This window comes from Thetidibacter halocola (assembly GCF_018224955.1).
Lineage (GTDB): Bacteria > Pseudomonadota > Alphaproteobacteria > Rhodobacterales > Rhodobacteraceae > Thetidibacter > Thetidibacter halocola.
The window spans coordinates 81,525-108,255 of record NZ_JAGTUU010000009.1; the positions used below are offsets into that span (position 1 = coordinate 81,525).

Annotated in this window: 26 protein-coding genes; 18 read left to right on the plus strand and 8 right to left on the minus strand. The window is 68.0% G+C overall.

From position 1 onward, the window contains the following. Positions 1-2 precede the first annotated feature (2 nt). The gene (gene greA, locus KB874_RS19915; RefSeq protein ID WP_212538324.1) at positions 3-473 is read right to left on the minus strand and encodes a transcription elongation factor GreA; all 471 of its coding nucleotides are present in this window, start codon (positions 471-473) and stop codon (positions 3-5) included. 228 nt (positions 474-701) lie between these two features. On the opposite strand from greA, the gene KB874_RS19920 reads away from it, so the two are divergent. The 8 genes from KB874_RS19920 (at position 702) to KB874_RS19955 (ending at position 11,805) form a co-directional block, all read left to right on the plus strand. Continuing rightward, positions 702-2,351, plus strand: a complete 1,650-nt coding sequence (locus KB874_RS19920) for an electron transfer flavoprotein-ubiquinone oxidoreductase (protein WP_212538325.1) — start codon at positions 702-704, stop codon at positions 2,349-2,351. Positions 2,352-2,453: 102 nt separating this feature from the next. Continuing rightward, positions 2,454-2,759: a PilZ domain-containing protein gene (locus KB874_RS19925; protein WP_212538326.1), complete on the plus strand. Its 306-nt coding sequence runs from the start codon at positions 2,454-2,456 to the stop codon at positions 2,757-2,759. Between the two features lie 136 nt (positions 2,760-2,895). Further along, complete coding sequence (locus tag KB874_RS19930; RefSeq protein WP_346346578.1) at positions 2,896-4,635, plus strand: tetratricopeptide repeat protein; 1,740 nt, start codon at positions 2,896-2,898, stop codon at positions 4,633-4,635. Further along, the gene (locus KB874_RS19935; RefSeq protein WP_212538327.1) at positions 4,622-5,434 is read left to right on the plus strand and encodes a 4-(cytidine 5'-diphospho)-2-C-methyl-D-erythritol kinase; all 813 of its coding nucleotides are present in this window, start codon (positions 4,622-4,624) and stop codon (positions 5,432-5,434) included. The genes KB874_RS19930 and KB874_RS19935 overlap by 14 nt, the downstream gene beginning before the upstream one ends. 42 nt (positions 5,435-5,476) lie before the next feature. Beyond that, complete coding sequence (locus KB874_RS19940; RefSeq protein WP_212538328.1) at positions 5,477-6,265, plus strand: uracil-DNA glycosylase; 789 nt, start codon at positions 5,477-5,479, stop codon at positions 6,263-6,265. Between the two features lie 21 nt (positions 6,266-6,286). Then, positions 6,287-6,829: a molybdenum cofactor biosynthesis protein B gene (gene moaB, locus KB874_RS19945; protein ID WP_212538329.1), complete on the plus strand. Its 543-nt coding sequence runs from the start codon at positions 6,287-6,289 to the stop codon at positions 6,827-6,829. A 94-nt stretch (positions 6,830-6,923) separates the two neighbouring features. Next, positions 6,924-8,372: an efflux RND transporter periplasmic adaptor subunit gene (locus KB874_RS19950; RefSeq protein WP_212538330.1), complete on the plus strand. Its 1,449-nt coding sequence runs from the start codon at positions 6,924-6,926 to the stop codon at positions 8,370-8,372. Positions 8,373-8,406: 34 nt separating this feature from the next. Further along, positions 8,407-11,805 (plus strand): efflux RND transporter permease subunit, encoded by a 3,399-nt coding sequence (locus tag KB874_RS19955; protein WP_212538331.1) that lies wholly within the window; start codon positions 8,407-8,409, stop codon positions 11,803-11,805. Between the two features lie 19 nt (positions 11,806-11,824). On the opposite strand, the gene KB874_RS19960 is transcribed toward KB874_RS19955, so the two are convergent. The 4 genes from KB874_RS19960 to KB874_RS19975 form a co-directional block, all read right to left on the minus strand. After that, positions 11,825-13,153: an amidase gene (locus KB874_RS19960; protein WP_212538332.1), complete on the minus strand. Its 1,329-nt coding sequence runs from the start codon at positions 13,151-13,153 to the stop codon at positions 11,825-11,827. 97 nt (positions 13,154-13,250) lie between these two features. After that, a complete protein-coding gene (locus KB874_RS19965; RefSeq protein ID WP_212538333.1) occupies positions 13,251-14,489 on the minus strand; it encodes a UbiH/UbiF/VisC/COQ6 family ubiquinone biosynthesis hydroxylase in 1,239 nt (412 codons plus the stop codon). 15 nt (positions 14,490-14,504) lie between these two features. Continuing rightward, a complete protein-coding gene (locus KB874_RS19970; protein ID WP_249200672.1) occupies positions 14,505-14,942 on the minus strand; it encodes a YqaA family protein in 438 nt (145 codons plus the stop codon). Positions 14,943-14,977: 35 nt separating this feature from the next. Next, positions 14,978-15,550 carry a LabA-like NYN domain-containing protein gene (locus tag KB874_RS19975; protein WP_212538334.1) on the minus strand — a complete coding sequence of 191 codons (573 nt, stop codon included), beginning with the start codon at positions 15,548-15,550 and terminating at the stop codon, positions 14,978-14,980. A gap of 154 nt (positions 15,551-15,704) precedes the next feature. Here KB874_RS19975 and folK point away from each other — a divergent pair, with 154 nt between their 5' ends. From folK to recR, 9 genes are all read left to right on the plus strand, one after another. Further along, positions 15,705-16,268, plus strand: coding sequence for a 2-amino-4-hydroxy-6-hydroxymethyldihydropteridine diphosphokinase (folK, locus tag KB874_RS19980; RefSeq protein WP_212538335.1), 564 nt, complete (start codon positions 15,705-15,707; stop codon positions 16,266-16,268). Positions 16,269-16,368: 100 nt separating this feature from the next. Beyond that, positions 16,369-16,722, plus strand: a complete 354-nt coding sequence (gene rpoZ / locus KB874_RS19985) for a DNA-directed RNA polymerase subunit omega (protein WP_212538336.1) — start codon at positions 16,369-16,371, stop codon at positions 16,720-16,722. Between the two features lie 37 nt (positions 16,723-16,759). Then, on the plus strand, positions 16,760-18,898 hold the full coding sequence (locus KB874_RS19990) for a RelA/SpoT family protein (RefSeq protein WP_212538337.1): 2,139 nt from the start codon (positions 16,760-16,762) through the stop codon (positions 18,896-18,898). A gap of 30 nt (positions 18,899-18,928) precedes the next feature. Then, positions 18,929-19,573 carry a DUF2062 domain-containing protein gene (locus KB874_RS19995; RefSeq protein WP_212538338.1) on the plus strand — a complete coding sequence of 215 codons (645 nt, stop codon included), beginning with the start codon at positions 18,929-18,931 and terminating at the stop codon, positions 19,571-19,573. Then, positions 19,570-19,764 (plus strand): SlyX family protein, encoded by a 195-nt coding sequence (locus KB874_RS20000; RefSeq protein WP_212538339.1) that lies wholly within the window; start codon positions 19,570-19,572, stop codon positions 19,762-19,764. Before KB874_RS19995 ends, KB874_RS20000 begins: the two co-directional genes overlap by 4 nt. Positions 19,765-19,832: 68 nt before the next feature. Further along, positions 19,833-21,581, plus strand: coding sequence for a DNA polymerase III subunit gamma/tau (locus KB874_RS20005; RefSeq protein ID WP_212538340.1), 1,749 nt, complete (start codon positions 19,833-19,835; stop codon positions 21,579-21,581). Next, complete coding sequence (locus KB874_RS20010; RefSeq protein ID WP_212538341.1) at positions 21,578-22,009, plus strand: hypothetical protein; 432 nt, start codon at positions 21,578-21,580, stop codon at positions 22,007-22,009. Before KB874_RS20005 ends, KB874_RS20010 begins: the two co-directional genes overlap by 4 nt. A gap of 2 nt (positions 22,010-22,011) precedes the next feature. After that, positions 22,012-22,365: a YbaB/EbfC family nucleoid-associated protein gene (locus tag KB874_RS20015; RefSeq protein ID WP_212538342.1), complete on the plus strand. Its 354-nt coding sequence runs from the start codon at positions 22,012-22,014 to the stop codon at positions 22,363-22,365. A 35-nt stretch (positions 22,366-22,400) separates the two neighbouring features. After that, on the plus strand, positions 22,401-22,994 hold the full coding sequence (gene recR / locus KB874_RS20020; RefSeq protein ID WP_212538343.1) for a recombination mediator RecR: 594 nt from the start codon (positions 22,401-22,403) through the stop codon (positions 22,992-22,994). A gap of 4 nt (positions 22,995-22,998) precedes the next feature. Here the strand turns inward: recR and KB874_RS20025 are convergent, their stop codons facing one another. The 3 genes from KB874_RS20025 to KB874_RS20035 form a co-directional block, all read right to left on the minus strand. Then, on the minus strand, positions 22,999-24,369 hold the full coding sequence (locus KB874_RS20025) for an alpha,alpha-trehalose-phosphate synthase (UDP-forming) (protein WP_212538344.1): 1,371 nt from the start codon (positions 24,367-24,369) through the stop codon (positions 22,999-23,001). Continuing rightward, the gene (gene otsB / locus KB874_RS20030) at positions 24,366-25,124 is read right to left on the minus strand and encodes a trehalose-phosphatase (protein ID WP_212538345.1); all 759 of its coding nucleotides are present in this window, start codon (positions 25,122-25,124) and stop codon (positions 24,366-24,368) included. Before otsB ends, KB874_RS20025 begins: the two co-directional genes overlap by 4 nt. Positions 25,125-25,187: 63 nt before the next feature. Next, a complete protein-coding gene (locus tag KB874_RS20035; protein ID WP_212538346.1) occupies positions 25,188-25,949 on the minus strand; it encodes a DUF1013 domain-containing protein in 762 nt (253 codons plus the stop codon). A gap of 141 nt (positions 25,950-26,090) precedes the next feature. Between KB874_RS20035 and KB874_RS20040 the strand changes: the two genes are divergently transcribed. Next, entirely contained in the window at positions 26,091-26,714 is a 624-nt protein-coding gene (locus KB874_RS20040) for a ribonuclease T2 family protein (protein WP_212538347.1), read from the plus strand. Positions 26,715-26,731 lie beyond the last annotated feature (17 nt).

Sequence of the window (26,731 nt, forward strand, 5' to 3'; positions counted from 1 at the left end):
GATCACTTGTACTCGATGCTGAGGATCTCGTAGCTCTTCTCGCCACCGGGCGTGCGCACCTCGACGCTGTCGCCCGCCTCCTTGCCGATCAGGGCGCGGGCGATAGGCGACTTGATGTTGAGCAGGCCTTTCTCGACATCGGCCTCATGCTCGCCCACGATCTGCCAGGTCTTTTCCTCGTCGGTGTCCTCGTCGACGATCTTCACCGTCGCGCCGAACTTGACCGCGCCGGACAGGGTCGTGGGGTCCACCACTTCGGTCAGGCCGAGGATGCCCTCGAGTTCCTTGATGCGCCCCTCGATGAAGCCCTGCTTTTCCCGCGCCGAGTGATACTCGGCGTTTTCCTTCAGGTCGCCCAGTTCGCGCGCCTCGGCAATCGCCTGGATCACGGCGGGACGCTCCTTGGTCTTGAGCATCTTCAATTCGGTTTCGAGCGCGGTAAAACCCGCGCGGGTCATCAGGATCTTTTCCATGAACGTCTTTCCGGCCTATTGCGGGCCCGGCGGCCCGGTTCCGCGTCCTGCGCGTTCAAAGCACGCGCATCTCTTGCGTGCAAGAGTGAGCAATGCTCCCGCGCAATGCAAGGGCGCCGGAACAGGCGGGTTTCGGGCGATGTAACGCCGTGTCGCAATTGACCCTTGCCGCACTGCCGCGCTACGTAACCGCGACAGAATATTGCGCGAACCCCGGGAGGTGGCGACATGGCCGAGATCGAACGCGAGTCGATGGAATACGATGTGGTGATCGTGGGCGCGGGTCCGGCGGGCCTGTCTGCGGCGATCCGGCTGAAACAACTCGACGCCGATCTTTCGGTCGTGGTGCTGGAAAAGGGCTCCGAGGTCGGCGCGCATATCCTGTCGGGCGCGGTGCTGGACCCCTGCGGGCTCGATGCACTGATTCCCGACTGGAAGGACAGGGGCGCACCGCTGCATACGCCCGTGACCGAGGACAATTTCTACATGCTGGGCGAGGCGGGACAGATCCGCATCCCCAACTGGCCGATGCCGAAGCTGATGAACAACCACGGCAACTACATCGTCTCGATGGGCAATGTCTGCCGCTGGATGGCCGAACAGGCCGAGGCGCTGGGGGTCGAGATCTTCCCGGGCATGTCCTGTTCCGAACTGGTCTATGACGGTGACCGGGTGAAGGGCGTGGTGGCCGGCGTCTTCGGGCTGGAGTCGGACGGCACCTATGGCCCGAACACCGAGCCGGGGATGGAACTGCACGGCAAGTACGTCTTCCTTGCCGAGGGCGTGCGCGGGTCGCTATCGAAGGAAGTGATCGGCCGCTATGGCCTGTCCAAGGGCCACGAGCCGCAGAAATTCGGCATCGGCATGAAGGAAATCTGGGAGATCGACCCGGCCAAGCACAAGCGGGGCTCGGTTACGCACACGATGGGCTGGCCGCTGGGCAGCAACGCCGGCGGCGGCAGCTTCATCTACCATCTCGAGAACAACCAGGTTTACGTCGGCTTCGTGGTGCACCTGAACTACGAGAACCCGCACCTTTATCCCTACATGGAATTCCAGCGGTTCAAGCATCACCCGATGGTGGCCGAGCTGCTCAAGGGCGGTAAGCGCGTAGCCTATGGCGCGCGGGCGATTTCCGAGGGCGGATACCAGTCGATGCCCAAGATGGTCGCGCCGGGCGTCGCGCTGCTGGGCTGCTCGGTCGGCATGGTCAACGTGCCGCGCATCAAGGGCAACCACAACGCCATGCTCTCGGGCAAGGCGGCGGCCGAGGCGGCCTATGCCGCGATCCAGGCGGGCCGCGAGGGCGACGAGCTGACCGCCTACGAGACCGAGGTTCGCGGCGGAGCCATCGGCAAGGACCTCAAGAAGGTCCGCAACGTCAAGCCGCTCTGGTCGAAATACGGCCTGACGGCCTCGCTGACGCTGGGCGGGCTCGACATGTGGACGAACGAGCTTCTGGGCCTGTCGCTGTTCGGCACGATCGGCCATGGCAAGACCGACGCCGAGGCGACCGGCATCGCCGCGAAATTCCAGCCCATCGACTATCCGAAACCCGACGGCACGCTGTCCTTCGACCGGCTGACAAACGTGGCCTTCAGCTTTACCAACCACGAGGAAAGCCAGCCCGCGCACCTGAAACTCAAGGATGCAAACGTGCCGATCGTCGACAACCTGCCCAAGTATGCCGAGCCCGCGCAGCGCTATTGCCCGGCCGGCGTCTACGAGGTGGTCAGGGAAGAGGGCAAGTCACCCCGCTTCGTCATCAATTTCCAGAACTGCGTGCACTGCAAGACCTGCGACATCAAGGACCCCAGCCAGAACATCCACTGGACGGTGCCGCAGGGCGGTGACGGGCCGAACTATCCCAACATGTGAGGCATGGGCGCGGGGCGGGTTTGTCGAGCCAACCCTTTTTCATGCCCCGTTAACCCCGCTCTGCGACGATTCCCGCACGGATCAAGGCAAGGGAGTCGCCCGATGGTCATGCAGATGCGCGCCACGCGCTGGCCCAGCGCGTGGCAGACGGAAATCGAATTCAAGGACAGCGGCATGCGTGTCGCCGAGATCGTCAATGTCAGCCAGACCGGCCTGCGCTGTCGCGTGCCCGTGCCGGTGGCACTGGGCGAACGGGCACGTTTCACCGTGGTCGGCCGGCGCATCTACGGGCGGGTGGTGCGCAAAGCGGACGGCGTCGTCGCGCTGGCCTTTGACACACCGCTCGATCCCGTGCAACTGGGCACGCTGCGGCAGTTCCGGCGGCTGCACGCCCGCAGCGTGGGCTGAACCCGGGCATGATCTCTCCTTTGTGACCGCTGTGTGCGCCGCCGGGCCGCAATCCCGTTGTCATGGCGGGACAGCCCGCCTAGTTTGGCGGCAACAGCCCGTGCCGAGGCGCGGCGAGACAAGGGGAGAGGCATCGGTGACTCATCCGATCAGACGGTTTCTTGGCGCGACGGCGCTTTGCTGCGCGCTGGCCCTGCCCGCCGCGGCCCCGGCCAACGGCATCGCAGGCGACTATCTCGCTGCGCGCCAGGCCGCCATCATGGGCGATTTCGAAGCAGCGGCGCGCCATTACGGCCGCGCACTGGCCTTTGACAACGACAACCCCGAACTGCTGGAACGCGCGGTCCTGGCCAACATGTCGCTTGGCGATGTGGAACAGGCCGCGGCCGTCGCCGACCGAATGGCGGACCTTGGCCTGGTCAGCCAGATCGCCCAGATGGCCCTCATCACCCGCGACGGCCAGGCCGAGAAATACGCCGCGATCCTCATGGCGATCGAGGCAGACCGCGGTCTCGGACCGCTTTCCGACCGCCTGACAGAAGCCTGGGCACAACTGGGCCAGGGCGATATGAGCGCGGCACTGGTCGCCTTCGACGAGGCCGCGCAGCTTCAGGGGCTGGGTCCGTTCGCTACCTATCACAAGGCGCTGGCGCTGGCCTCGGTCGGCGATTTCGAAAGCGCCGAGGCGCTGTTCGCCGGGTCCGAGATCGGCGGCATGGCGATGACCCGCCGCGGCGTCATGGCCCGCGTGCAGGTGCTGAGCCAGCTCGACCGCTTCGACGAGGCGGTGCAACTGATCGATACCGCCTTCGGCGCCGACCTCGACCCGGGGCTGGCGGCGATGCGCGCCTCGGTCGCGGCGAAGGAACGCCTGCCCTTCGACCACATCCGATCGGCCCGCGACGGCATGGCAGAGGTCTTCTACACCGTGGCCGGCGCGCTCTCGAACGAGAACAGCGACGACCTGACGCTGCTTTACGCCCGCATGGCCCATCATCTGCGCCCCGACCATACCGACGCGATCCTGCTGGCCGCCGAGGTGCTCTACCAGATGCGGCAATACAAGCTGGCCGAACGCACCTATGCCGAGGTGTCCGCGGACGATCCCTCCTTCCATGCCGCCGAACTGGGCCGCACCGAGGCGCTGCGCCAGCAGGACCAGACGGACGACGCGCTGGCCGTGCTCGAAGCGCTGGCCGAAAGCCATGGCGACCTGCCCATCGTGCATTCGACCCGCGCCGACCTGCTGCGCCAGCTGGAACGCCATGACGAGGCGATCGCCGCCTATACCGCCGCGCTGGACCGCTATGCCGAGATCACCCAGCGGCAATGGTTCCTGTTCTACGCCCGCGGCATCAGCCACGAACGGCTGGACCACTGGGACGAGGCCGAGGCCGATTTCCGCAAGGCACTGGAACTGAACCCCGACCAGCCGCAGGTGCTGAACTATCTCGGCTATTCGCTGGTCGAACAGCAGCGCAAGCTGGACGAGGCGCTGAACATGATCGAACGCGCCGTCGCCGCGCGCCCCGACAGCGGCTATATCGTCGACAGCCTGGGATGGGTCCTTTACCGCCTCGGTCGCTATGAAGAAGCCGTCGGCCACATGGAACGCGCTGCCGAACTGATGCCCATCGACCCGGTAGTGAACGACCACTTGGGCGACGTCTACTGGGCCGTGGGCCGCAAGCGCGAGGCCGAATTCATGTGGAAGCGCGCGCTGTCCTTCGCCGAGTGGGAGGACGCCTCGGAAGACGTCGACATCCCGCGCATCCGCCGCAAGATCGAGGTCGGGCTCGACCTGGTGCTCTCCGAGGAAGGCTCCGAACCGCTGCGGGCCGCGGCCGCCACGCCGGGCAAAGATGACGACGGTTGACCTGCTGGCCCCGGCCAAGGTCAACCTTTGCCTCCACGTCACCGGCCAGCGCAGCGACGGCTATCACCTGCTCGACTCGATCGTGATGTTCGCCGACCTGGGCGACCGCATTGCGTTGGCCCCCGCGCCCGCGATGGCGCTGACCGTAACCGGGCCGCGCGCCGCCGGAGTGCCCGACGATGCGCGCAACCTCTGCTGGAAGGCCGCCGACCGCTATGGCCGCGCGGTTTCGATCACGCTGGACAAGCACCTGCCCGCCGCGGCCGGGATCGGCGGCGGTTCGTCCGACGCGGCGGCCGTGCTGCGCGGGCTGGAACGGATGACCGGCCGCCCGCCCGCCTTCGATCCGCTGGCGCTGGGCGCGGATGTGCCGGTCTGCATGCTGGGCCGCGCGGCGCGGATGACCGGGATCGGCGAAGGCGTCGAACCACTCGACTTGCCGCCGCTGCCCGCCGTTCTGGTCAATCCCGGCATCGAGGTGCCGACGCCATCGGTGTTCCGGGCCCTGCCGTCGAAACACAATCCCCCGCTCGACCCGATCCCCGAGGGCGCAGCGCCCGGCGTGCTGATCGACTGGCTGGCGACCCAGCGCAATGACCTTGAACCACCCGCCCGCGCACAGGCCCCGGTCATCGGCGCGGTCCTTGCGGCGCTGGCGCCGGCGCGGCTGGCGCGCATGTCGGGCTCGGGCGCGACCTGTTTCGGCCTCTGCGACAGCCTGACCGATGCGCAGGCGCTGGCCGACGCCATCCAGGCCGCGCATCCCGGCTGGTGGGTTGCCGCCGTCACCCTGTCCTGAGCCCCGTGGCCCCCGCCCGCCCGGCACAGTAAGGTAAGCCTCATGGAATCGGCAATCGACTGGCACGCGACAAAGGCGATGCTCGAGTGGCAGCTCGAGATGGGGGTGGACGAGGCGATCCTCGACCAGCCCCTAGACCGTTTCGCCATCGATGCCGCCGCCCGCGAGGCGGCGCAGGCACAGCGCGGCCGCACCGCGACCGCGACCGCCGCGCCCACGGCACCGCACCCCGTCGAACAGGTCGATCCGGTTGCCGTCGCGCAGGCGGCCGCGCGCTCCGCCACCGATCTCGACGCCTTGCGCGCCGCGCTGGGCGCTTATGAGCATTGCGACCTGCGCAAGGGCGCGCGCAACCTCGTCTTCTCCGACGGCATCGCCGGCGCCCCCGTGATGATCGTGGGCGAGGCGCCGGGCCGGGACGAGGACCGCGAGGGGCGACCGTTCGTCGGCCGCGCCGGGCAGTTGCTGGACCGTATGCTGGAGGCCATCGGCCTCAGCCGGACCGAAAGCGTCTACATCACCAATGTCCTGCCCTGGCGCCCGCCGCAGAACCGCGATCCGCTGCCCGCCGAGATCGCCATGATGCAGCCCTTCCTGCGCCGCCACATCGCGCTGGCACAACCCAGGCTGCTGGTGGTCACGGGCAACCACGCCTGCAAGGCGCTGCTGGGCCGCACCGGCATCACCCGCCTGCGCGGCCAATGGACCGAGGCCGAGGGCCTGCCCGCGATCCCCATGCTTCACCCCGCCTACCTGCTGCGCAATCCCGGCGCCAAGCGCGAGGCCTGGGCCGACCTGCTGGCGCTCAAGGCGCGCCTGCGGAACGGCTGACACCAAACCGAAGGAGCCCCGATGTCCCGCATCGACGAAACCAAGGAGTTCATCCCCGTCCGCATCGCCGTGCTGACGGTCAGCGACACGCGGCAGCTGGCCGACGACCGCTCGGGCGATACGCTGGTGGCGCGGCTGACCGAAGCGGGGCACACCCTCGCCGACCGGGCCATCGTGCAGGACGAACGCGCCCTGATCGCCGACAAGCTGCGCACGTGGATCACCAACCCGGAAGTCGACGTGGTGATCTCGACCGGCGGCACGGGGCTGACGGGCCGCGACGTGACCGTCGAGGCGCATCGGGACGTCTATGAAAAGGAAATCGACGCCTTCGGCACCGTGTTCACCATGGTGTCCTTCCAGAAGATCGGCACGAGCGCGGTGCAGAGTCGTGCCACGGCGGGCGTCGCGGGCGGCACCTACCTCTTCGCCCTGCCCGGCAGCCCGGGCGGTTGCCGCGACGCCTGGGACGAGATCCTGAAATGGCAGCTCGACTATCGCCACCGCCCCTGCAATTTCGTCGAGATCTTCCCCCGCCTCGAGGAACACAAGCGACGGAAATAGGCCGCGTCCCCGTGTCACCATCGTGACTTGGCATTCGGCAGGGTCTGTCTAGATTGTCTGACAGGTTCGCAAGACACGAACGGAAAGGACACGCATGCGGTTTCTGGGCAAGAGCCTGATGGGGCTGGTCCTGCTGGCGCTGACGCTGGGGCTGCTGCTGTGGTCGGGCGTCACCGTGCGCGACGCGGTGCTGGCCCGCCTGAACGAGGAACCCCGCGTGCCTCAGGCGCGCGAGCGCGTGTTCACCGTCAATGTCGTGCCGCTGGAGTTCCAGACCGTGACGCCGGACCTGGCCGCCTTTGGCGAGGTGCAGAGCCGCCGCACGCTGGAAATCCGCGCCGCCGCCTCGGGCACGCTGATCGACCTGGACCCGGCCTTTGTCGAGGGCGGGCAGGTCGAGGAAGGACAGTTGCTGGCGCGGATTGACCCGGCGGATGCGCAATCGGCGCTGGACCGCGCCGAAAGCGACCTGCTGGACGCCGAGGCCGAAAGCCGCGAAGCGGGACGCGCCATCGTGCTGGCCCGCGACGAACTGGCCGCCGCCGAGGAACAGGTGGATTTGCGCGACCGCGCATTGCAGCGCCAGCGCGACCTGTTGCAGCGGAACGTGGGCACCACCGCCGCGCTGGAGGATGCCGAACTGGCGCTGTCCTCGGCCCGGCAAGCGGTGCTGACCCGCCGACAGGCTCTGGCCAGCGCCGAGGCCCGCATCGACCAGGCCGCCACAGCCACCCGCCGCGCCGAGATCGCCCGCGACGAAGCCCGGCGTCGCCTGGCCGATACCGAGATCCGCGCGCAATTCGCCGGCACGCTGTCGGACGTGACCGTGGTCGCCGGGCGGCTGGTATCGACCAACGAGCAACTGGCGCAGCTGGTCGATCCCGGCGCGCTCGAGGTCGCGTTCCGCGTCTCGACCCAGCAATATGCAAGGCTGATCGACGAGGCGGGCCAGCTGCGCCCATCCCCCGTCACCGTCACGCTGGACATCTACGGCACCAACATCACCGCCACCGGGCAGCTTTCGCGCGAGGGGGCGTCGGTGGGCGCGGGGCAGACCGGGCGGCTGCTGTTCGCCAGCCTCGACGCGCCGCGCGGCTTCAAGCCGGGCGATTTCGTCACCGTCACGCTGCAGGAGCCGCCGCTGCCCTACGTCGCGCGCATCCCCGCGGCCGCAGTTGACGCGGCGGACGAGGTGCTGGTGCTGGCCGAGGGCGACCGGCTCGAAGCTGTCACGGTACAGGTGCTGCGCCGACAGGGCGACGACGTTCTGATCCGCGCCCGCGACCTTGCCGGGCGCGAGGTGGTGGCGGCACGCACACCGCTGCTGGGCGCCGGGATCAAGGTGAACCCGCTGCGCGCGGGCAATGCCGCCCCGGAAGCGCCCGAGATGGTGGAACTGTCCGAGGAACGCCGCGCGAAACTGGTCGCCTTCGTCGAGGGCAACACCCGCATGCCCGCAGAGGCCAAGACGCGCATCCTTGCGCAGCTGCAACAGCCGCAAGTGCCCGCCGAGATGATCGAACGCATCGAATCCCGCATGTGACGCGGCCCCGCGCCGCCCGGTAAAGGAGACGCCCATGGTCCGGTCCACCCCTGCCCGCGCCGGTTCGATCCTGGGTTATTTCGCGCGGCACCCCACCGTGTCGAACCTGCTGCTGGTGGTGATGCTGGCGGCGGGGCTGCTGGCCGTGCCGAACATGCGCGCACAGTTCTTTCCCGACGTCATCATCGACGAGGTCGACGTGTCCGTGCGCTGGGAGGGCGCCGGCGCCGAGGACGTGGACACCGCCATCGCGCAAGTGCTGGAACCCGTGCTGCTGGCAGTCGACGGGGTCGAGGGCACGACCGCGCTCTCGCGCGAGGGCCGGGCCAGCATCGAGCTGGAATTCGAACCCAACTGGGACATGGCCCGTGCCGCCAACGACGTGCAATCGGCGGTCGACGGCGTGACAACCCTGCCCGAGGATGCCGAGGACCCCGAGGTGCGCCGCTCGTACTGGCGCGACCGCGTGACGGACCTGGTCATCACAGGCCCGGTGGGCATCGACCAGCTGGGCCGCTTTGCGGACGAGCTGGTGGTGCGGCTGTTCGCCGAGGGCGTCACGCGGACCACGATCCGCGGCGTCGCTGCGCCGCAGACCGTGGTCGAAGTGCCGACGCAATCGTTGATCGCGCATGACGTGACCATGGCCCAGATCGCCGAGGCCATCGCCGCAGAGGTCGATGCCGATCCGGCGGGCGACGTGGGCGGATCCGGCGCCCGCGTGCGCACCGGCGTCGAAAAGCGCGAGGCGGCGGATATCGCGGGTATTGTCCTACGCTCGAACCCCGACGGATCGAACCTGACCATCGGGGACGTGGCACAGATCCGGGTCGAGGGGATCGACCGCGAACAGAGCTATTTCGTGGGCGAGAACCCGGCGCTGTCGGTGCGGGTCGACCGGTCCGACCGGGGCGACGCCATCGGCATTCAGCGCAGCGTCGAGGAGGTCGCCCGGTCCTTCGAGGCATCGCTGCCCGAGGGCGTCACCATCGACCTGATCCGCACCCGCGCCGAGGCGATCACCGGCCGCCTCGACATCCTGCTGGACAACGCCTCGATGGGCCTAGCGCTGGTGGTGGTGCTGCTGTTCCTGTTCCTGAACGCGCGGACCGCGCTCTGGGTGGCGGCGGGCATCCCGGTCTCGCTGCTGGCGGCCATCGCGCTGATGTATGCCTTCGGACTGACGATCAACATGATCTCGCTTTTCGCGCTGATCATAACGCTGGGCATCGTGGTCGACGACGCCATCGTGGTGGGCGAGCATGCTGACCACCTGTCGCGGCGCCGCGCGATGGATCCCTACGACGCGGCCGAGACGGCGGCGAACCGCATGGCGCTGCCGGTGTTCTCGGCCACGCTGACAACGGTCATCGCCTTCTTCGGGCTGACCGCCATTTCTGGGCGCTTCGGTGACCTGATCGCCGACATCCCCTTTACCGTGATCGCGGTGCTGCTGGCCTCGCTGGTCGAATGCTTCCTGATCCTGCCGAACCACATGGCCCATTCGCTGAAGCATTCGGCGCGCGAGCACTGGTACGACCTGCCTTCGCGGCTGGTGAACCGCGGGTTCCGCTGGGTTCGCGAAAAGCTGTTCCGACCGCTGATCGCGGGGGTCATCGCCGCGCGCTATGTCGTGCTGGCGGGGGCCGTGGCGCTGCTGGCCAGCCAGGCGGTGCTGCTGATCCGGGGCGACGTGCAGTGGCGCTTCTTCAATGCGCCGGAACAGCCCTCTGTCACCGGGAATTTCGCCATGGCCCCCGGCGCCACGCGCGAGGACACGATCGCCCAGATGCGCCTGTTGCAGGAAACGACCGAGGCGCTGGGCCGCGAATACGAAGAGCGCTATGGCAAGAACCCCCTGGCCTATGTGCTGGCTGAGGTGGGCGGCAATGCCGGTCGGGGCCTGGCCGGGACAGAAAGCAAGGAAGCCGACCAGCTGGGCGGCATCTCGATCGAGCTGATCGAGGCGGATGAACGGCCCTATTCCAGCTTTGCCTTTGTCGGAGAGTTGCAGGATCGCGTGCCGAACCACCCGATGGTCGAGACGATCAGTTTCCGCGGCTGGCGGTCGGGGCCGGGCGGCGATGCGCTGGACGTGCAGATCTTCGGCGCCGATGCGGCCACGCTCAAGGCCGCGTCCGAGGACCTCAAGGCCGCGCTGACCCGCTTCCCCGAGATCTCGGCGGTCGAGGACGATCTGTCCTACGACAAGGAAGAGCTGATCCTCGAACTGACGGCACAGGGGCAGGCGCTGGGCTTCGACATCGACGGTCTGGGCCGGGTGCTGCGCAACCGGCTGGGCGGAATCGAGGCGGCGACCTATCCCGTCGGGCCACGCAGCGCCACGATCCGGGTGGAACTGCCCGCGAATGAACTCACGGCCGATTTCCTGCAACGCACGCAGATGCGCACGCCGGGCGGCGCATACGTGGCGCTGGCCGATATCGTGCGGGTCGAGCGGCGCGACGGGTTTTCCACCGTCCGACGCGAGAACGGCATCCGCCTGATCTCGGTCACCGGCGACATCGCTATGGATGACGCCGCCCGCGCCGCCGAGATCGAGAAGGCGCTGAACGACGAGATCCTGCCCGCCGTCGCCGCCAAGCACCAGGTGGACTATCGCCTGTCGGGCCTCAGCGAGCAGGAGAACGAATTCCTCGCCGATGCCACCACGGGCCTGATCCTGGTGCTGCTGGGGATCTACCTGGTGCTGGCCTGGGTCTTTGCCAGCTGGTCGCGGCCGCTGGTGGTCATGGCAATCATCCCCTTCGGGCTGGTCGGCACGATCTACGGCCACGCGCTGTGGGAGGTGCCGCTGTCCATGTTCACGGTGGTGGGCCTGCTGGGCATGACCGGGATCATCATCAACGACTCGATCGTGCTGGTGACGCAGGTCGATGAATACGCGGCCGAGCGTGGACTGATCCCGTCGATCATCGACGGCGCGGCGGACCGGCTGCGGGCGGTGTTCCTGACCACGGCGACGACGGTTCTGGGCCTTGCACCACTGCTGTACGAGCGATCCGCAGATGCGCAGTTCCTGAAGCCCACGGTCATCACACTGGTCTATGGCCTCGGCTTCGGCATGGTGCTGGTGCTCCTGGTGGTGCCGGCGCTGCTGGCGGTGCAGCATGATTTCGCCCGGCTGGGCGCAACGCTGCGGCGCGGGCTGCGGTTCCGCATGGCGCGGGTCCGGGTGGCGCTGGTCGCGGCGGTGGCGGTCATGCTGGGCTGGCTGGCGGCGACGATGGGCGTCGTGGCAGTGACCGGCGCTCTGCCCGCCGCGCTGACCCTGCCCACGCTGGCGATCCTGTCGCCGATGGCGGCGGCTTTCATGCTGTTCTTCGGCGGGGTGCTGGTCGTGGTGCTGTTCGCCTGGCTGGTGGCTGCCGCGCTGATGCTGCGCGGCGGCCGCGCGGCACGGGCGGGGTAGACCCCCGCCCGCCAGACCGTCAGGACAGCGCCGCCTCGGCCGCCACGGCCAGACGCAGCAACCGGTCCTCGGCATTGGCCGCGCCCATCAGCATGATCCCGCAGGAGGGCACGCCCGTGGGCAGGGTCACGGCACAAAGCCCCATCAGGTTGCCCACCCGCGTGTTGCGCAGGGTCAGCAAGTTCTCGGTGACGTAATACTCGCCCTGCTCCATAAGCTTGTCGACCTTGGGCGGCAGGTTGGGCGCGGTGGGCGCCAGCACGGCATCGAAGCCCGCCATGCGCGCGGCCCATTGCGCGCGAGCCGCCTCCATCCGCCGCCAGGCGCGGATATAGGCCGCGCCTCCAAACACCGCCCCGCCGGCAAAGCGTTCGCGGATCGGCTTGAACATCACCTCGCCGCGTTTCTCGATCTCTTCGCCCCAGATCGCCCAGGCCTCGGTGGTGAAGAGCACGCCGGCATCCGCCATCGGCCCCTCGATCTCGGGCGCCTCGACCGGCACCAGCTCGGCCCCCGCCGCGCGCAGACGGTCCAGCGCCGAGTCATAGGCGGCGCGCGGCGCATCGCGCAGGTCGTCCTCGACGATGGTCTTGAGCACCGCCAGTCGCCGGCCCGCAAGGCTGCCTGCGCCGCGCAGGTCGGGCGCCGTGCGCCCCTCGAGGGCAGCCAGCATAAGCGCCGCATCCTCGACCGTGCGGCAGAGCGGGCCGACCGTGTCGAACTTTTCACAAAGCGGCACCACACCCTCCAGGCTCAGCCGCCCCGCCGTGGTCTTGAGGCCGACAAGGTCGTTCCAGCCCGCCGGGATACGCACCGAACCACCGGTGTCCGAGCCGACCGCCGCCGCGCAAAGACCGAAGGCGACCGACCCGGCCGCGCCCGAGGACGAGCCGCCCGACACCGCGTCATGGTCGTTCACGCAAGGAGTCGAGGCGGTGACCGGGTTAAGCCCCAGCCCCGAAAAGGCCAGTTCCGACATGTGCGTCTTGCCCAGGCACACCAACCCCGCCGCCGTCGCCGTGCGCAGCACCTTGGCATCGCGGTCGGGCACCCGGCCTTCCAGCAGTTTCGAGCCCGCCTCGGTCGCCACGCCCGCCGTGTCGAAGAGGTCCTTCCAGCTGACCGGCACACCATCGAGCGGCGACAGGCGGCGGCCCGATTTCGCGCGGTCGCGGGCGGCCTTCGCCTCGGCCAGCGCGCGGTCGGGTGTCAGGCGGGCGTAGATGTGCGGCGTCATCTCATGCGCCTCGATCCGGGCCAGGAAATGCTCGGCCAGCGTTACCGGGTCGATCTCTCCGGCCCCGATCCCGCGGCCGAGTGCTGCGGCGCTCATCTCTGTCCAGTCCATGTGTCGCTCTCCCCTGCTGTCGCGGGCAGGCTAGAAGGGGCGCGCGGCGGGCGCAATGGGGCGCCTGTCGTCACGCGACCCCGCGCGGGGGGACTGCCTAGCGCATCAGCTCGGGCAGATCGCCCGTCAGGCCCGCCGCCTCGCGGATGAAGCTGCGCCGGGCCGAGGGCAGCGCGCCCACCAGCGCCATGCCCAGGTCGCGCCCGGCGCGCAGGATCGCGCTGTCGTTCGAGAAGAGGCGGTTGAACAGGTCGGTCGCGGCGGCCAGCGCGGCGGTGTCGAACCGCCGCCAGCCCTGGTAACGCTCCAGCACGCCGGGCGCGCCGATATCCTCGCCCCGCCGCGCCGCGTGGCCGATGACATGCGCCAGCGCCGCCACATCGCGCAGCCCGGCGTTCAGCCCCTGCCCCGCGATCGGATGCAGACCGTGCGCCGCATCGCCCACCAGCGCCAGCCGGTCTGCGACAAAGGCATTCGCGAGGGACAGCCCCAGCGCATAGGTGTAGCGCGCCCCGGCCAGCGAGATATCCCCAAGGAAATCGCCGAAGCGCGGGCGCAGGACGGTCAGGTAATCGTCATCGGACAGTGCGTTGATGGCGCGGGCCTGCGCGTCGGTCTCCGACCAGACGATGCTGGAGCGGTTGCCGGTCAGCGGCAGGATCGCCAGCGGACCGGGCGGCAGGAACAGCTGGTGCGCGACGCCATTGTGCGGGCGCTCATGCGCAATGGCGCAGACCAGCGCTGTCTGGCCATAGCGCCAGCCGGTGCGCTTGATCCGCGCCCGCGCGGCGGTGCCGCTGCTGCGCCCGTCAGCACCCACCAGAAGGCGCCCGGTCAGTTCCTCGCCCGTGGCCAGTGTCACCGTGGCAAAGGCCGGGCCGGTTTCCTGCGCGATCACCGTCTCGCCGGCGCGATGGGTGATCTTCGGCTCGGCCTCCATCGCGTCGAGCAGGGCGCGCCGGATGTGCCGGTCCTCGACCATGAAGCCCATCGGGCCTTCCTCGATCTCGGCACTGTCGAAATGCAGGCCGAGAAAAGCGCCCGCCTCTCCCACGCGCCCGTCGCTGACCTTGATCTCCAGCATCGGCTGGTTGGGCAGGCCGTCCCACAGGCCCAGACGGTCGAGCATCCGGTGCGAGGCATGCGCCAGCGCATAGGATCGCCCGTCAAAGGCCGGATCGGCACGGGTGTCGCGCGGCAGCGAGTCGATGACGATGGAGGACAGCCCATGCCGCGCGGCAGCAAGGGCAAGGGCGGGGCCGTTCAGCCCGCCGCCGGTGATGATCAGATCGCTTTCCATGCGGCGGACTATGGGGCGCGGGCGCGGATTGTCCATGCGCTCTTCCGCCGCTCAGCCCGCCGCCTGCGCGGTGATCCAGGCCAGCACGACATAGCGCCCCGTCTTGGCCAGCGCGACCAGCGCCAGGAACACCCACCAGCGGGTTCGCATGATGCCCGCAACCACGGTAAAGGCGTCGCCGAACGGCGCCCAGGACAGAAGCAGCGTCCAGACGCCCCAGCGGCGATACCAGTCCTGCGCGCGGTCCAACTGCGCCTGCGTGACCGGAAACCAGCGTCGCCCGCGGAACCGTTCGACCCCGCGGCCCATGACATAGTTCACCACCGCACCCAGCGTGTTGCCGATGCTGGCCACCACGACGAGTGCACCGACGCCCGCGGCGTCGGCCAGTTGCAGGCCCACAAAGACCAGTTCGGATTGAAACGGCAGGATCGTCGCGGCCCCGAAGGCAGCAAGAAAAAGGCCGCCCAGCGCGGCGGCCTGATCCATTAGTCCGGTCCCCATCCCCATGCGGACCGTCCCGATTACTTGGTGTTGGCAACCTCGAAGTTGCGCTCCACCTGGGTGTCGCGCGGCGGGCGGCCGATGACCTCGCGCAGTTCGTCCAGTTCGATGAAGTTGTCGGCCTGGCGGCGCAGTTCGTCCGCGATCATCGGCGGCTGGCTGCGGATCGTCGAGACGACCGAAACCCTCACGCCCTGGCGTTGCAGGCTTTCCACCAGCGGACGGAAGTCGCCATCGCCCGAGAACAGCACGATGTGGTCCACCCGCGGGGCGAGCTCCATGGCGTCCACCGTCAGTTCGATGTCCATGTTGCCCTTCACCTTACGGCGGCCCTGGCTGTCGGTGTACTCCTTGGCGGGCTTCGTCACCATGGAGAACCCGTTGTAGTGCAGCCAATCGACCAGCGGGCGAATCGGCGAGTATTCGTCATTCTCCAGCAGCGCCGTGTAGTAGAACGCGCGCACCATTTTCCCGCGTCGCGCGAATTCCTGTCGGAGCAGCTTGTAGTCGATATCGAATCCCAACGCCTTGGCTGCGGCGTATAGATTCGATCCGTCGATGAACAGCGCGAGCCGTTCGTCCTTGTAAAACATGAAATGTCCTTCCGATAATGAGACCGCCAGTCCGTGAGTGTGAGTAGAAGTTCGGCGATCCGAGCCTCGTAAAAGTAAGGATTTTTCAGTCCGACACAAGCACCTGAAGTGACGCAAACGCAACAACCGATACCTCAAAGATATGCCCAATTTCATGATCAGACAAGAATATCTCATCGCGATGGGTTCAAACCTCGGGTCGACCGCAGGCGATGCCGCGCCGACGCTGGCCGCAGCACTAGGCGAGTTTCCGCGCGAAGGCGCACAACTAATGCGTGTCAGCCGATTCTTCCGCACACCCTGTTTTCCCGCCGGTGCCGGCCCCGACTATGTCAACGCTGCGGTCGCCCTGCGCTGGGAAGGCGGCGCCGAGGCGCTGCTGGCGGCACTGCACCGAATCGAGGCGGCCTTCGACCGGCAACGGACCGCGCGCTGGGCGGCGCGCACACTGGACCTGGATCTGCTGGCGGCCGGCGACGCGGTTCTGCCCGACCGCGAGACCTTTGGCCGCTGGCAAGGGCTTCCGCCCGAAGAGCAGCGCCGCCTTGCCCCCGACAGGCTGATCCTGCCGCATCCGCGCATGGCCGAGCGCGCCTTTGTCCTCGTGCCGCTCTGCGACATTGCCCCCGGCTGGCGCCATCCCGTTCTGGACCGCAGCGCGCGCCAGCTTTGCAATGATCTGCCCGCCCCCGAACGCGCCGCCGTGGTACCCTTGTGACGCGCGGAAAAGTCATCGCGGAACGGGTTTTCCGCCCTTGTCAAGCCCCATCATCCGCGATAAACCACGGCTTTCCGAAGTCTGACGAACGGAGTGTCCAATGGCCCGAGTAACGGTTGAAGATTGTGTCGACAAGGTTCCCAACCGGTTCGAGCTGGTGATGCTCGCCGCGCACCGGGCCCGTGAAATCTCGTCCGGGGCCGCGATCACCGTGGACCGCGACAACGACAAGAACCCCGTCGTCGCCTTGCGCGAAATCGCCGAGGAATCGCAGTCGGCAGACGAGTTGCGCGAACGCCTGATCGAATCGAACCAGACCCAGATCGAGGTCGACGAACCCGAGGACGACGCCATGGCCCTGCTGATGGGTGCCGAGGCGGACCGCCCGGTCGAGGACGACCTGAGCGAAGAGAAACTCCTGCGCGCGCTGATGGAGGCGCAGGGTCAGGGCTGACGCGCCCCGCTGCCGGGGTCCTGAGGAACATCGCGCCATGATCGCCGCCGAAGACCTCGTCGCCCTGGTCCGCAACTACAACCCGCGCACGAACGAGGCGCTGATCCGCGCGGCCTATGACTATGGCCGCGCGATGCATGAAGGGCAGACCCGCAAGTCGGGTGAGCCCTATTTCAGCCACCCGGTGGCCGTCGCCGCCATCCTCACCGAACAACGGCTGGACGATGCCACCATCGTAACCGCCCTTCTGCACGACACCATCGAGGACACGCGCAGCACCTATGCCGAGGTGCAGCGCCGCTTTGGCACCGAAGTCGCCGACCTGGTGGATGGCGTGACCAAGCTGACCAACCTGCAACTGTCCAGCTCGGAAACCAAGCAGGCCGAGAACTTCCGCAAGCTGTTCATGGCCATGTCCAAGGACCTGCGGGTGATCTTGGTGAAACTCGCCGACCGGCTGCACAACATGCGCACCATCAAGGCGATGAGGCCCGAAAAGCAGGTGCAGAAGGCGCGCGAGACGATGGACATCTACGCGCCGCTCGCCGGCCGGATGGGCATGCAGTGGATGCGTGATGAACTCGAGGACCTGTCCTTTCGCGTTCTGAACCCCGAGGGGCGTTCCAGCATCATCCGCCGCTTCGTCACGCTGCAAAAGGAAACCGGCGACGTGATCCACCGGATCACCGCCGACATGCAGGCGGAACTGGAAAAGGTCGGCGTGCACGCCCAGGTCTTTGGCCGGGCCAAGAAACCCTATTCGATTTGGCGCAAGATGCAGGAAAAGAAGATAGGCTTTTCCCGGCTCTCAGACATCTATGGCTTTCGCGTCATCACCCAGTCCGAGGCCGAATGCTATGCCGCGCTGGGTGCCATCCACCAGCGCTGGCGCGCCGTGCCGGGCCGGTTCAAGGACTATATCAGCCAGCCGAAATCGAACGGCTATCGCAGCATCCACACCACCGTCTCGGGCCGCGACGGCAAGCGGGTCGAGGTGCAGATCCGCACCCGCGAGATGCACGAGGTCGCCGAGACAGGCGTCGCCGCGCACTGGTCCTACCGCGACGGCGTGCCCGCGCTGAACCGCTTTGCCGTCGATCCGACCAAGTGGATCGCCCAGCTGACCGAGCAGTTCGACGAAGAGGACGACCACGACGAATTCCTCGAGGCGGTCAAGCTCGAGATGTATTCCGACAAGGTCTTCTGCTTCACGCCCAAGGGCGACGTGGTGAAGCTGCCCAAGGGCGCAACGCCACTGGATTTCGCCTATGCGATCCACACGCGGATCGGCGCGGGCTGCGTCGGCGCCAAGGTCGACGGCATCCGCGTGCCGCTCTGGACCCGGCTCAAGAACGGCCAGTCGGTCGACATCATCACCGCCGAGGGTCAGATGCCGCAGGCGACCTGGCTGGACATCGCCCAGACCGGCAAGGCCAAGACGGCGATCCGCCGGGCGTTGCGCGAGGCGACCAAGGAACGCTTTGCCAAGCTGGGGCTGGAACTGGCGCGCGCCGCCTTCGACCACCACGGCAAGAAGGCGACGGACAAGGTCCTGGCCAAGGCCGCGCGCACCCTGCGCTACGAGGATGCCGAGGATCTGCTGGCGGCGCTGGGCCGGGCAGAGTTGGGCACCGACACCGTCGTGCAGTCGGTCTACCCCGATCTCGCCCCCGCCGACCGCGGCGAGGTCGAGGCCAAGCGCGCCGTCGTGGGCCTGGCCCACGGCCAGGCGTTCGAGCGCGCGCCCTGCTGCCAGCCGCTGCCGGGCGAACGCATCGTCGGCATCGTGCGCCCCGGCAAGGGCGTCGCCGTACATGCCATCGACTGCGCCGCGTTGACCGATTTCGAAAGCCAGCCCGACCGCTGGCTCGACCTGCATTGGGCCGACGGGTTGCACCCGCCGGTCTATCCGGTCTCGCTCGATCTCACGATCACCAACGATGCCGGCGTCCTGGGACGAATCTGCACATTGATCGGAGAGCGTCAGGCCAATATCTCGGACCTGCATTTCGTCGACCGGAAACCGGATTTTTACCGCATCATGGTGGACGTGGAGTTGCGCGATGCGGAACATCTGCACAGCGTCCTCTCCGCGCTCGAGGCAGACAGCAATCTGGCCTCGGTCGAACGGCGCCGCGATCCGGGTCTTGCCCTCACCCCGGAAGCGGCAGAGTGACTTGGCGGGGCAAAGGGTAAGGACGGCGTCTTGGTATTCAAGCGACGGGATCGAAGACCGGCCTGGCGGGTCGTGGTCGAGGCACTCTGGCCGCGTGGCGGCTGGGGCCGCGCCGCGCGTTACGTCAGCCACCGGCTGAACCGCCTGCCCGATCCGCCGCACCGCATCGCGCGCGGCATCTTTGCCGGCGTGTTCACCACCTTCACCCCGTTCTACGGCCTGCATTTCGTCTGTGCCGGCCTGATTGCCTGGGTGATGCGCGGCAACATCCTGGCCGCGATGCTGTCGACCTTCTTTGGCAACCCGCTGACCTACGTGCCCATCGGGGTGATCGCGCTCAAGACCGGCTACTGGCTGCTTGGCATGACCCCGGAAGAGGAACACGGCACCCTGTTGCAGAAATTCGTCCTCGCGGGCGACGACCTGTGGCAGAATTTCGTGGCGCTGTTCACCGACGCCCAGACCGACTGGTCGCGCCTGTCGATCTTCTACCACGAGGTCTTCTATCCCTACCTCGTGGGCGGCATCCTGCCGGGCATCGTCGCGGGAATGGTCTGCTACTACCTCTCGCTGCCGCTGATCACCGCCTACCAGAACCGCCGCAAGGGCGCGCTCAAGGCAAAGCTGGCGGCGCTGAAAAAGAAGAAGGCCGAAGCCGGAAGGGGTCCGAAATGACCGAGATCGAGGAACGCCTGGCGCACCTGATCCGCACAGTCGACGATCTCAGCGACACCGTGGCCCGACAGGACCGCGAGATCGCCGTTCTGACCCGCCGGGTCGAGATGCTGCTGTACCGCGAGGCCCAGCGCGAATCCGAGGGCACGGGTGGCGTCGTCCTGGGCAACGAGAAGCCGCCGCACTACTGACGCGCCCGGACGGGTAGACGGCGCCGCTGCCCCGTCCTAGGCTCTGGCTCCAGCAAGGAAGGCCACCCATGTCCGATACACCGCAATACCAGGTGCTCGCCCGCAAGTACCGCCCCGAGACCTTTACCGATCTCGTCGGGCAGGACGCGATGGTGCGCACGCTGAAGAACGCCTTTGCAGCGGATCGCATCGCGCAGGCCTTCATCATGACGGGGATTCGCGGCACCGGAAAAACCACCACCGCGCGCATCATCGCCAAGGGCATGAACTGCATCGGCCCCGACGGCAAGGGCGGCCCCACGACCGAACCCTGCGGGAAATGCGAGCATTGCGTCGCCATCATGGAAGGCCGCCATGTCGACGTGATGGAGATGGACGCGGCCAGCCGCACCGGCGTCGGCGACATCCGCGAGATCATCGACAGCGTACATTACCGGGCGGCCAGCGCGCGCTACAAGATCTACATCATCGACGAGGTTCACATGCTGTCGACCAGCGCCTTCAACGCGCTGCTCAAGACGCTGGAGGAACCGCCGGCGCATGTGAAGTTCATCTTTGCCACGACCGAGATCCGCAAGGTTCCCGTTACCGTGCTGTCCCGCTGCCAGCGCTTCGACCTGCGCCGGATCGAACCCGAGGTGATGATCGCGCTGCTGCGCAAGATTGCCACGTCCGAGGGCGCCGAGATCGCCGACGACGCGCTGGCGCTGATTACCCGCGCGGCCGAGGGATCGGCGCGGGATGCCACCTCGCTGCTGGACCAGGCGATTTCGCATGGCGCGGGCGAGACGACCGCCGACCAGGTCCGCGCCATGCTGGGATTGGCCGACCGGGGCCGCACCATGGACCTGTTCGAGCGGATCATGCGCGGCGACGCGGCGGGCGCCTTGCAGGAACTGGGTGCGCAATATGCCGACGGGGCCGACCCGCTGGCGGTGCTGCGCGACCTGGCAGAGCTGACGCACTGGATTTCCGTGGTCAAGATCACGCCGGACGCTGCCGAGGACCCCACGGTCTCGCCGGATGAACGGGCGCGCGGCCTCGCCTTTGCCGACGGGCTGGGGATGCGGGCACTGACGCGGATGTGGCAGATGCTGCTTAAGGCGATCGAGGAGGTCTCGACCGCGCCGTCCGCTATGATGGCGGCCGAGATGGCGGTGATCCGCCTGACCCATGTCGCCGACCTGCCCTCGCCCGAGGAATTGCTGCGCAAGTTGCAGGACACGCCACCGCCCGCCAGCCCCGGCCCCTCTGGCGGCATGAGTGCCGGCGGCAGCGCGCAGACCCGCGCGCAGGGTATGCCCGCGCCCACCCATCCCGGCCCTTCCGGCCCCTTGGCCAGCCACGGCAACACGGTCGTGGCGCTGGCCCCGGCGCAGGCGCTGGCGCATTATCCCACGTTCGAGCATGTGCTGGACCTGATCCGAGCCAACCGCGACGTCAAGCTTCTGGTCGAGGTCGAGGGCTGCCTGCGCCTTGCCGCCTACAGCCCCGGACGGATCGAGTTCACGCCCACCGACAATGCACCCTCCGACCTGGCCGCGCGGCTGGGCGGCGCGCTGCAACGCTGGACGGGGAACCGCTGGGCGATCTCGGTGGTTGGAGATTGCACGGAACCCACCATCACCGAACGTCGCGATGCCGACGCGCAGGCGCTGAAGCGCGAGGCCGAGGCGCATCCGCTGGTCAAGGCCGCGCTGGCCGCATTTCCGGGTTCAAAGATTGCCGCGATCCGCACGGTGGAAGAGGCCAACACCGCCGCGCAGGCCGAGGCCCTGCCCGAGGTCGAGGACGAGTGGGACCCGTTCGAGGAATGACCCCGACCCGCGCCCTTGGCCGGGCCGTTGCCGCGCTGGCCCTCTGCATCGCCCTGCCGGGCCCGGCGCTGGCCGCAACCTGCGACACGCTACGCCCGCTCTGGGATCCTACCGGCGGTCCCGCGAACGCTTTGGACGAGGCGCTGCACATGGCGGCCTCGCCGGTTTCGCTGGTCCTGCTGCTGGTGACGGCCCTGGCCGTGCGGCTACGCAATCAGTGGGTCGGGCTGGCGGCGGTCTGCGGCTGGTCGATCCTGGCTTCGCTGCGCGTCTTCGCGCCCGGCGGCGGCGAGACGACCCAAATGGCCGCGACCGAGGGCTGTATCGCCTCGCCCGCCTTGTTCATCGCCGTCGTCGCTGCGATATGTGTTGCAACCATCCTCTACACCGCCCCCTCGCAGGGGCGGACCACAGACCAGGAGAAATGACGATGCTCAAGGGACTCGGCGGACTTGGCGGACTTGGCGACATGGCCAAGATGATGAAACAGGCGCAGGAGATGCAGGCCAAGGTGGTGCAACTCCAGGAGGACTTGGCGCAGATCACCGTGACCGGCGAATCCGGCGCGGGGCTGGTCAAGGCCACCGCCACCGCCAAGGGCGAGCTGACGGGGCTGGATATCGACCTGTCGATCTTCGTGCCGTCCGAAAAGGAAGTGGCGGAGGACCTGATCCTCGCCGCCATCAAGGATGCCCAGGCCAAGGCCGGCGCGAAGAGCGCCGAAGAGATGCGCAAGCTGACCGAATCGCTGGGCCTGCCAGCAGACATGAAGCTGCCCTTCTGAAGGAGAGGCGGGGGTGAAACCCCGCCCGACGCCCCGTGAGTGCACCTGACAGCATCGAGACCTTGATCGACCTGATGGCCCGGCTTCCGGGCCTCGGGCCGCGCTCTGCCCGGCGCGCGGTGCTGCACCTGATGGCGAAACGCGGGATGCTGCTGATGCCGCTGGCCGAGGCCATGGCCGAGGTCGCCCGGACTGCCCGCGACTGCCTGAACTGCGGCAATATCGGCACGGCCGACATCTGCCCGATCTGCGCCGACGAGGCCCGCGCGAACGGCCTGCTCTGCGTGGTCGAGGACGTGGCCGACCTGTGGGCGATGGAACGATCGGGCGTGTTCAAGGGGCGCTACCACGTCCTTGGCGGCACGTTGTCGGCGCTGGACGGAGTGGGGCCGGATGACCTGCGCATCCCGCAACTCGCCCGAAGGATCGAGGCCGAGGCGATTTCCGAGATCATCCTCGCCCTTGGCGCCACGATCGACGGCCAGACCACCGCGCATTACATCGCCGACCAGCTGGAGGGGCGCGTGGCGCTGTCCTCTCTGGCGCAGGGCGTGCCGGTGGGCGGCGAACTGGACTATCTCGACGACGGTACGATCACCGCCGCGCTGAACGCGCGCAAGCGGATGTGACGCGTCAGGCGACCTCGGCCACTGTGGCCCCGCCCAGCGCATTCAGGAAGCGCCGCGTCCACCAGCCGATATCCTCGTCGTCGACTGCTTTCCACAGCGCGGCGTGCCGCGAGCGGCGCTCTGCCAGCGTCATGGTCAGCGCCCGCCGCAGCGCCTGCGCCATGTCCTGCGCGTCGTAGGGGTTCACGATCAGCGCCTGCGGCATCTGTTCCGCCGCGCCGGCGAAATGCGACAGGATCAGCACGCCGGGATTGGCCGGGTCCTGCGCGGCGACGAACTCCTTGGCCACCAGGTTCATCCCGTCCGCCAGCGGCGTCACCATCGCCACGTCCGCCCGGCGATACAGTCCCGCCAGGTCGTCGCGGGGAACCGGACGGCGGATGTAGCGGATCGGCGTCCAGTCGATCTCGCCATGTTCGCCATTGATGGACCCCGTCGTCAGGTCCAACTGCATCCGGATGTCCTGGTAGGCATCGACATCCTCGCGCGAGGGCGGCGCGATCTGCAACAGCGTCGCCTGCGGATCGTCCCCGGACCGCGCAGAGAGATAGGCGCCGAACCCGGCAAAGCGCTGCACCAGACCCTTGGAGTAGTCCAGCCGGTCGACGCCCAGCACCAGCTTCTGTTGCGGCGGCATGGCGATGCGATCCCCGCCGGCCGACTTCGCCGCCGTCTCGCGATAGCCCTTCGCGTCGATGCCGATGGGGCAGGCCAGCGGCAGAACCTCTCGCCCGCGCAGCCGGATCGGCCCGTCACCCAGCGCACCGGACACGCCGTTGCGATCGAACAGGATGCGCAGCCGCTCCACATCCGCCCGCGTCTGGACCCCGAAGACGTCGTAACCCGCGACCCAGTCCGGCAGGACGGCGGCCTCTGGCAGTGCGGGCACGTCGGTGGCCACGGGGAAGGGGATATGCAGGAAGAAACCGATCCGGTTCGTCACGCCCAGACGGCGCAATTCGTGCGCCAGCGGCAGGAAATGGTAATCCTGCACCCACAGCACATCGTCGGGGCGCAGGAAATCGGCCAGCAGGCCCGCCAGCCGCGCGTTCACCCCGAGATAGCCCTCGGCAAATCCCGGCTGCACGTCCATGAGGTCGGCACGGCGGTGGAACAGAGGCCAGAGCACCGAGTTGGCATAGCCGAGGTAATAGGTCTCGAACTCCTGCGGCGTCAGGTCGAAGGCGAGGCGCGTGTAGGCGCCGGTCGCGACGGTGCGGAACCCTTCGTCGGGCGTCGCTGTCGGCTCGGCGGCGGCGCCGATCCAGATGCCGCCGCGCTGCGTCAGGCAATCGTGCAAGGCGACGACCAGCCCGCCCGAGGGTTGCGCCTCGGTCGGGATACGGTTCGATAGGACGATCAGTCTGCCGGTCATCTCGCGGTCTCCAGTCCTGCCCAATGGGTCAGTGCGGCGCGCAGCGCGGCGGGCGCGTCGAGCCGATGGGGCGCGGCGCTGGGACCCTTGCCCACCTTGATGGCCGTCCCCCCTGCTTGCAGGCAGAACGCCATGGCGGGCTCGTCGGTTGCATCGTCACCGCAGAAAATTGCCGCCCGGCCGGCAAAGGGCGGCAGCTGCAAGAGCGCTGCCACCGCGCGATCCTTGCCGATATCGTCGGGTCGCAGTTCCACCGCCATCTTGGACTGGTGCGCCTCTATCCCCGGCGCAGAGCCGGCCAGCGCGGCCAGCCTGTCCTGCACCCAGGCCTCGTGCCCGGGCGCGCGGCGATAATGCAGGACGCAGCCGGTGGGCTTTGGCTCGGCCAGAAGGCCCGGCGCCTCGGCGGCCAGCGCCTGAACCTCGGACCAGAGCCGCGCCAGCAGGGCCGATCCCGCCAGCGGATGCCGCGAGATACGCCCGTCCAGCCGGGTTTCGGCACCGTGGCCGCCGATCAGCGGGCCGCCATAGCCTGGAAGGAAACCGGCGAGATCATCGATGGCTCGGCCCGAAACCAGCGCCAGCGCGCCACCCGTGGCCCGAGCCAGATCGTCCAGCAAGGAGGGAAGGCCGGGGTCGATGGCGATGCCCCCCGGCGTCTCGGCCAGGTCGACAAGCGTGCCGTCGAAATCCAGCAGCAGGGCTGCGCCGCCGGGCTGAGGCAGCGCGCGGGAGACTGTCGCGAAAGCGTTCATCACCCAGAACACATAGTGCCGCAGCGCAGAATTTCCACCCTGCGCCGCGGCAAGCGCACCGGATCAGCGGCGCGGATCTTCGTCGTCGTCGTCATCGTCGCCGCCCGCGGGCAGCTTGAAGAAGCTTTCGGCATCGCTGAAATCGGGCTCGTCCTCGTCCTCGTCATCCTCGCCGCGCGGGTCGGACAGGCTGAAGGTCTCGAGCCCCTCGATCGCGGTGGGCAGACGCGGCTCTGTCTCCATCCCGAGGCTCTGCTCGGTCGAGACCAGCTTGCGGCGCTCGTCGTCGGTCATCACGGCCTCGGCCTTCTTTGCGGCCTTGGCCACGGCATCGTCCAGTTCGGACTGGCGGCACAGACCCAGCGCGACCGGGTCGATCGGCTGCATGTTCTGGATGTCCCAGTGGGTGCGGTCGCGGATCGTCTGGATGGTCGGCTTGGTCGTGCCGACCAGCTTGGCGATCTGGCTGTCGGTCAACTCGGGATGGAACTTGACCAGCCAGAGGATCGCGTTGGGACGGTCCTTGCGCTTGGACAGCGGGGTATAACGCGGGCCACGGCGCTTGTCCTCGTCCTCGGCGGCGGGGTTGTGCTTGAGCCGCATCTTGTAGAGCGGGTCCTTTTCGGCGCGCTCGACCTCGGCCTGGTCCAGCTGGTTGTTGGCGACCGGGTCAAAGCCCTTGACGCCGACAGCGACGTCGCCATCGGCGATGCCCTGGATCTCGAGCTCGTGGAAGCCGGTGAAATCGGCGATCTGCTTGAAGTTCAGCGTGGTGTTGTCCACCAGCCAGACGGCGGTCGCCTTGGGATGCAGCAGCTTTGCCATGTCGTTTTCTCCTTGTCGTCGGACAACGGAAATCCTGGCGCCGGGCTTGCGCCTCGGCGGTTCCGGAGGGCCGGAACAAGTTGCCGTTGTCGGGAAACTCGGCGCGTATATAGTCGTCCGGGGCCAAGAGGGAAAGAGAAAATGCGCTGGCTGGTTGCCCTGCTGCTGAGCGTCACCGCCGCCCTGGCCGAGGGCGAGCGGGCAGGCGAGTTCGATTACTATGTGCTGGCGCTCAGCTGGTCGCCCACCTGGTGCGCGCTGGAGGGCGATGCCCGCCGAAGCCCGCAATGCGACGAGGACCACGGCTGGATCCTGCACGGGCTCTGGCCGCAATATCATCGTGGCTGGCCGTCCTATTGCGCCACGCCGCAGCGCCCGCCGACCCGCGCCATGACCGCAGGGATGGCGGACATCATGGGCACGCCGGGCCTGGCCTGGCACCAGTGGAACAAGCATGGCAGCTGTTCGGGCCTGTCGGCGGAAGACTATTTCGCCACAGCCCGGCGCGCCTATGACGCCGTGAACCGCCCGCCCGTGTTCCGCGCGCTGGAGCAGCCCGTCTCCCTGCCCGCGCAGGTGGTCGAAGAGGCATTCCTCAAGGCCAATCCCGGCTGGGAGGCGGACATGCTGACCATCACCTGCAAGGCCGGCCGCATCCAGGAGGCGCGGCTGTGCCTGTCGAAAACGCTCGACCCGGTGCCCTGCGGCCGCGACGTGGTGCGCGACTGCACGATGCGCGACGCGCTGCTCGACCCAGTGCGCTGATCCCGCCGTCGCGCCAC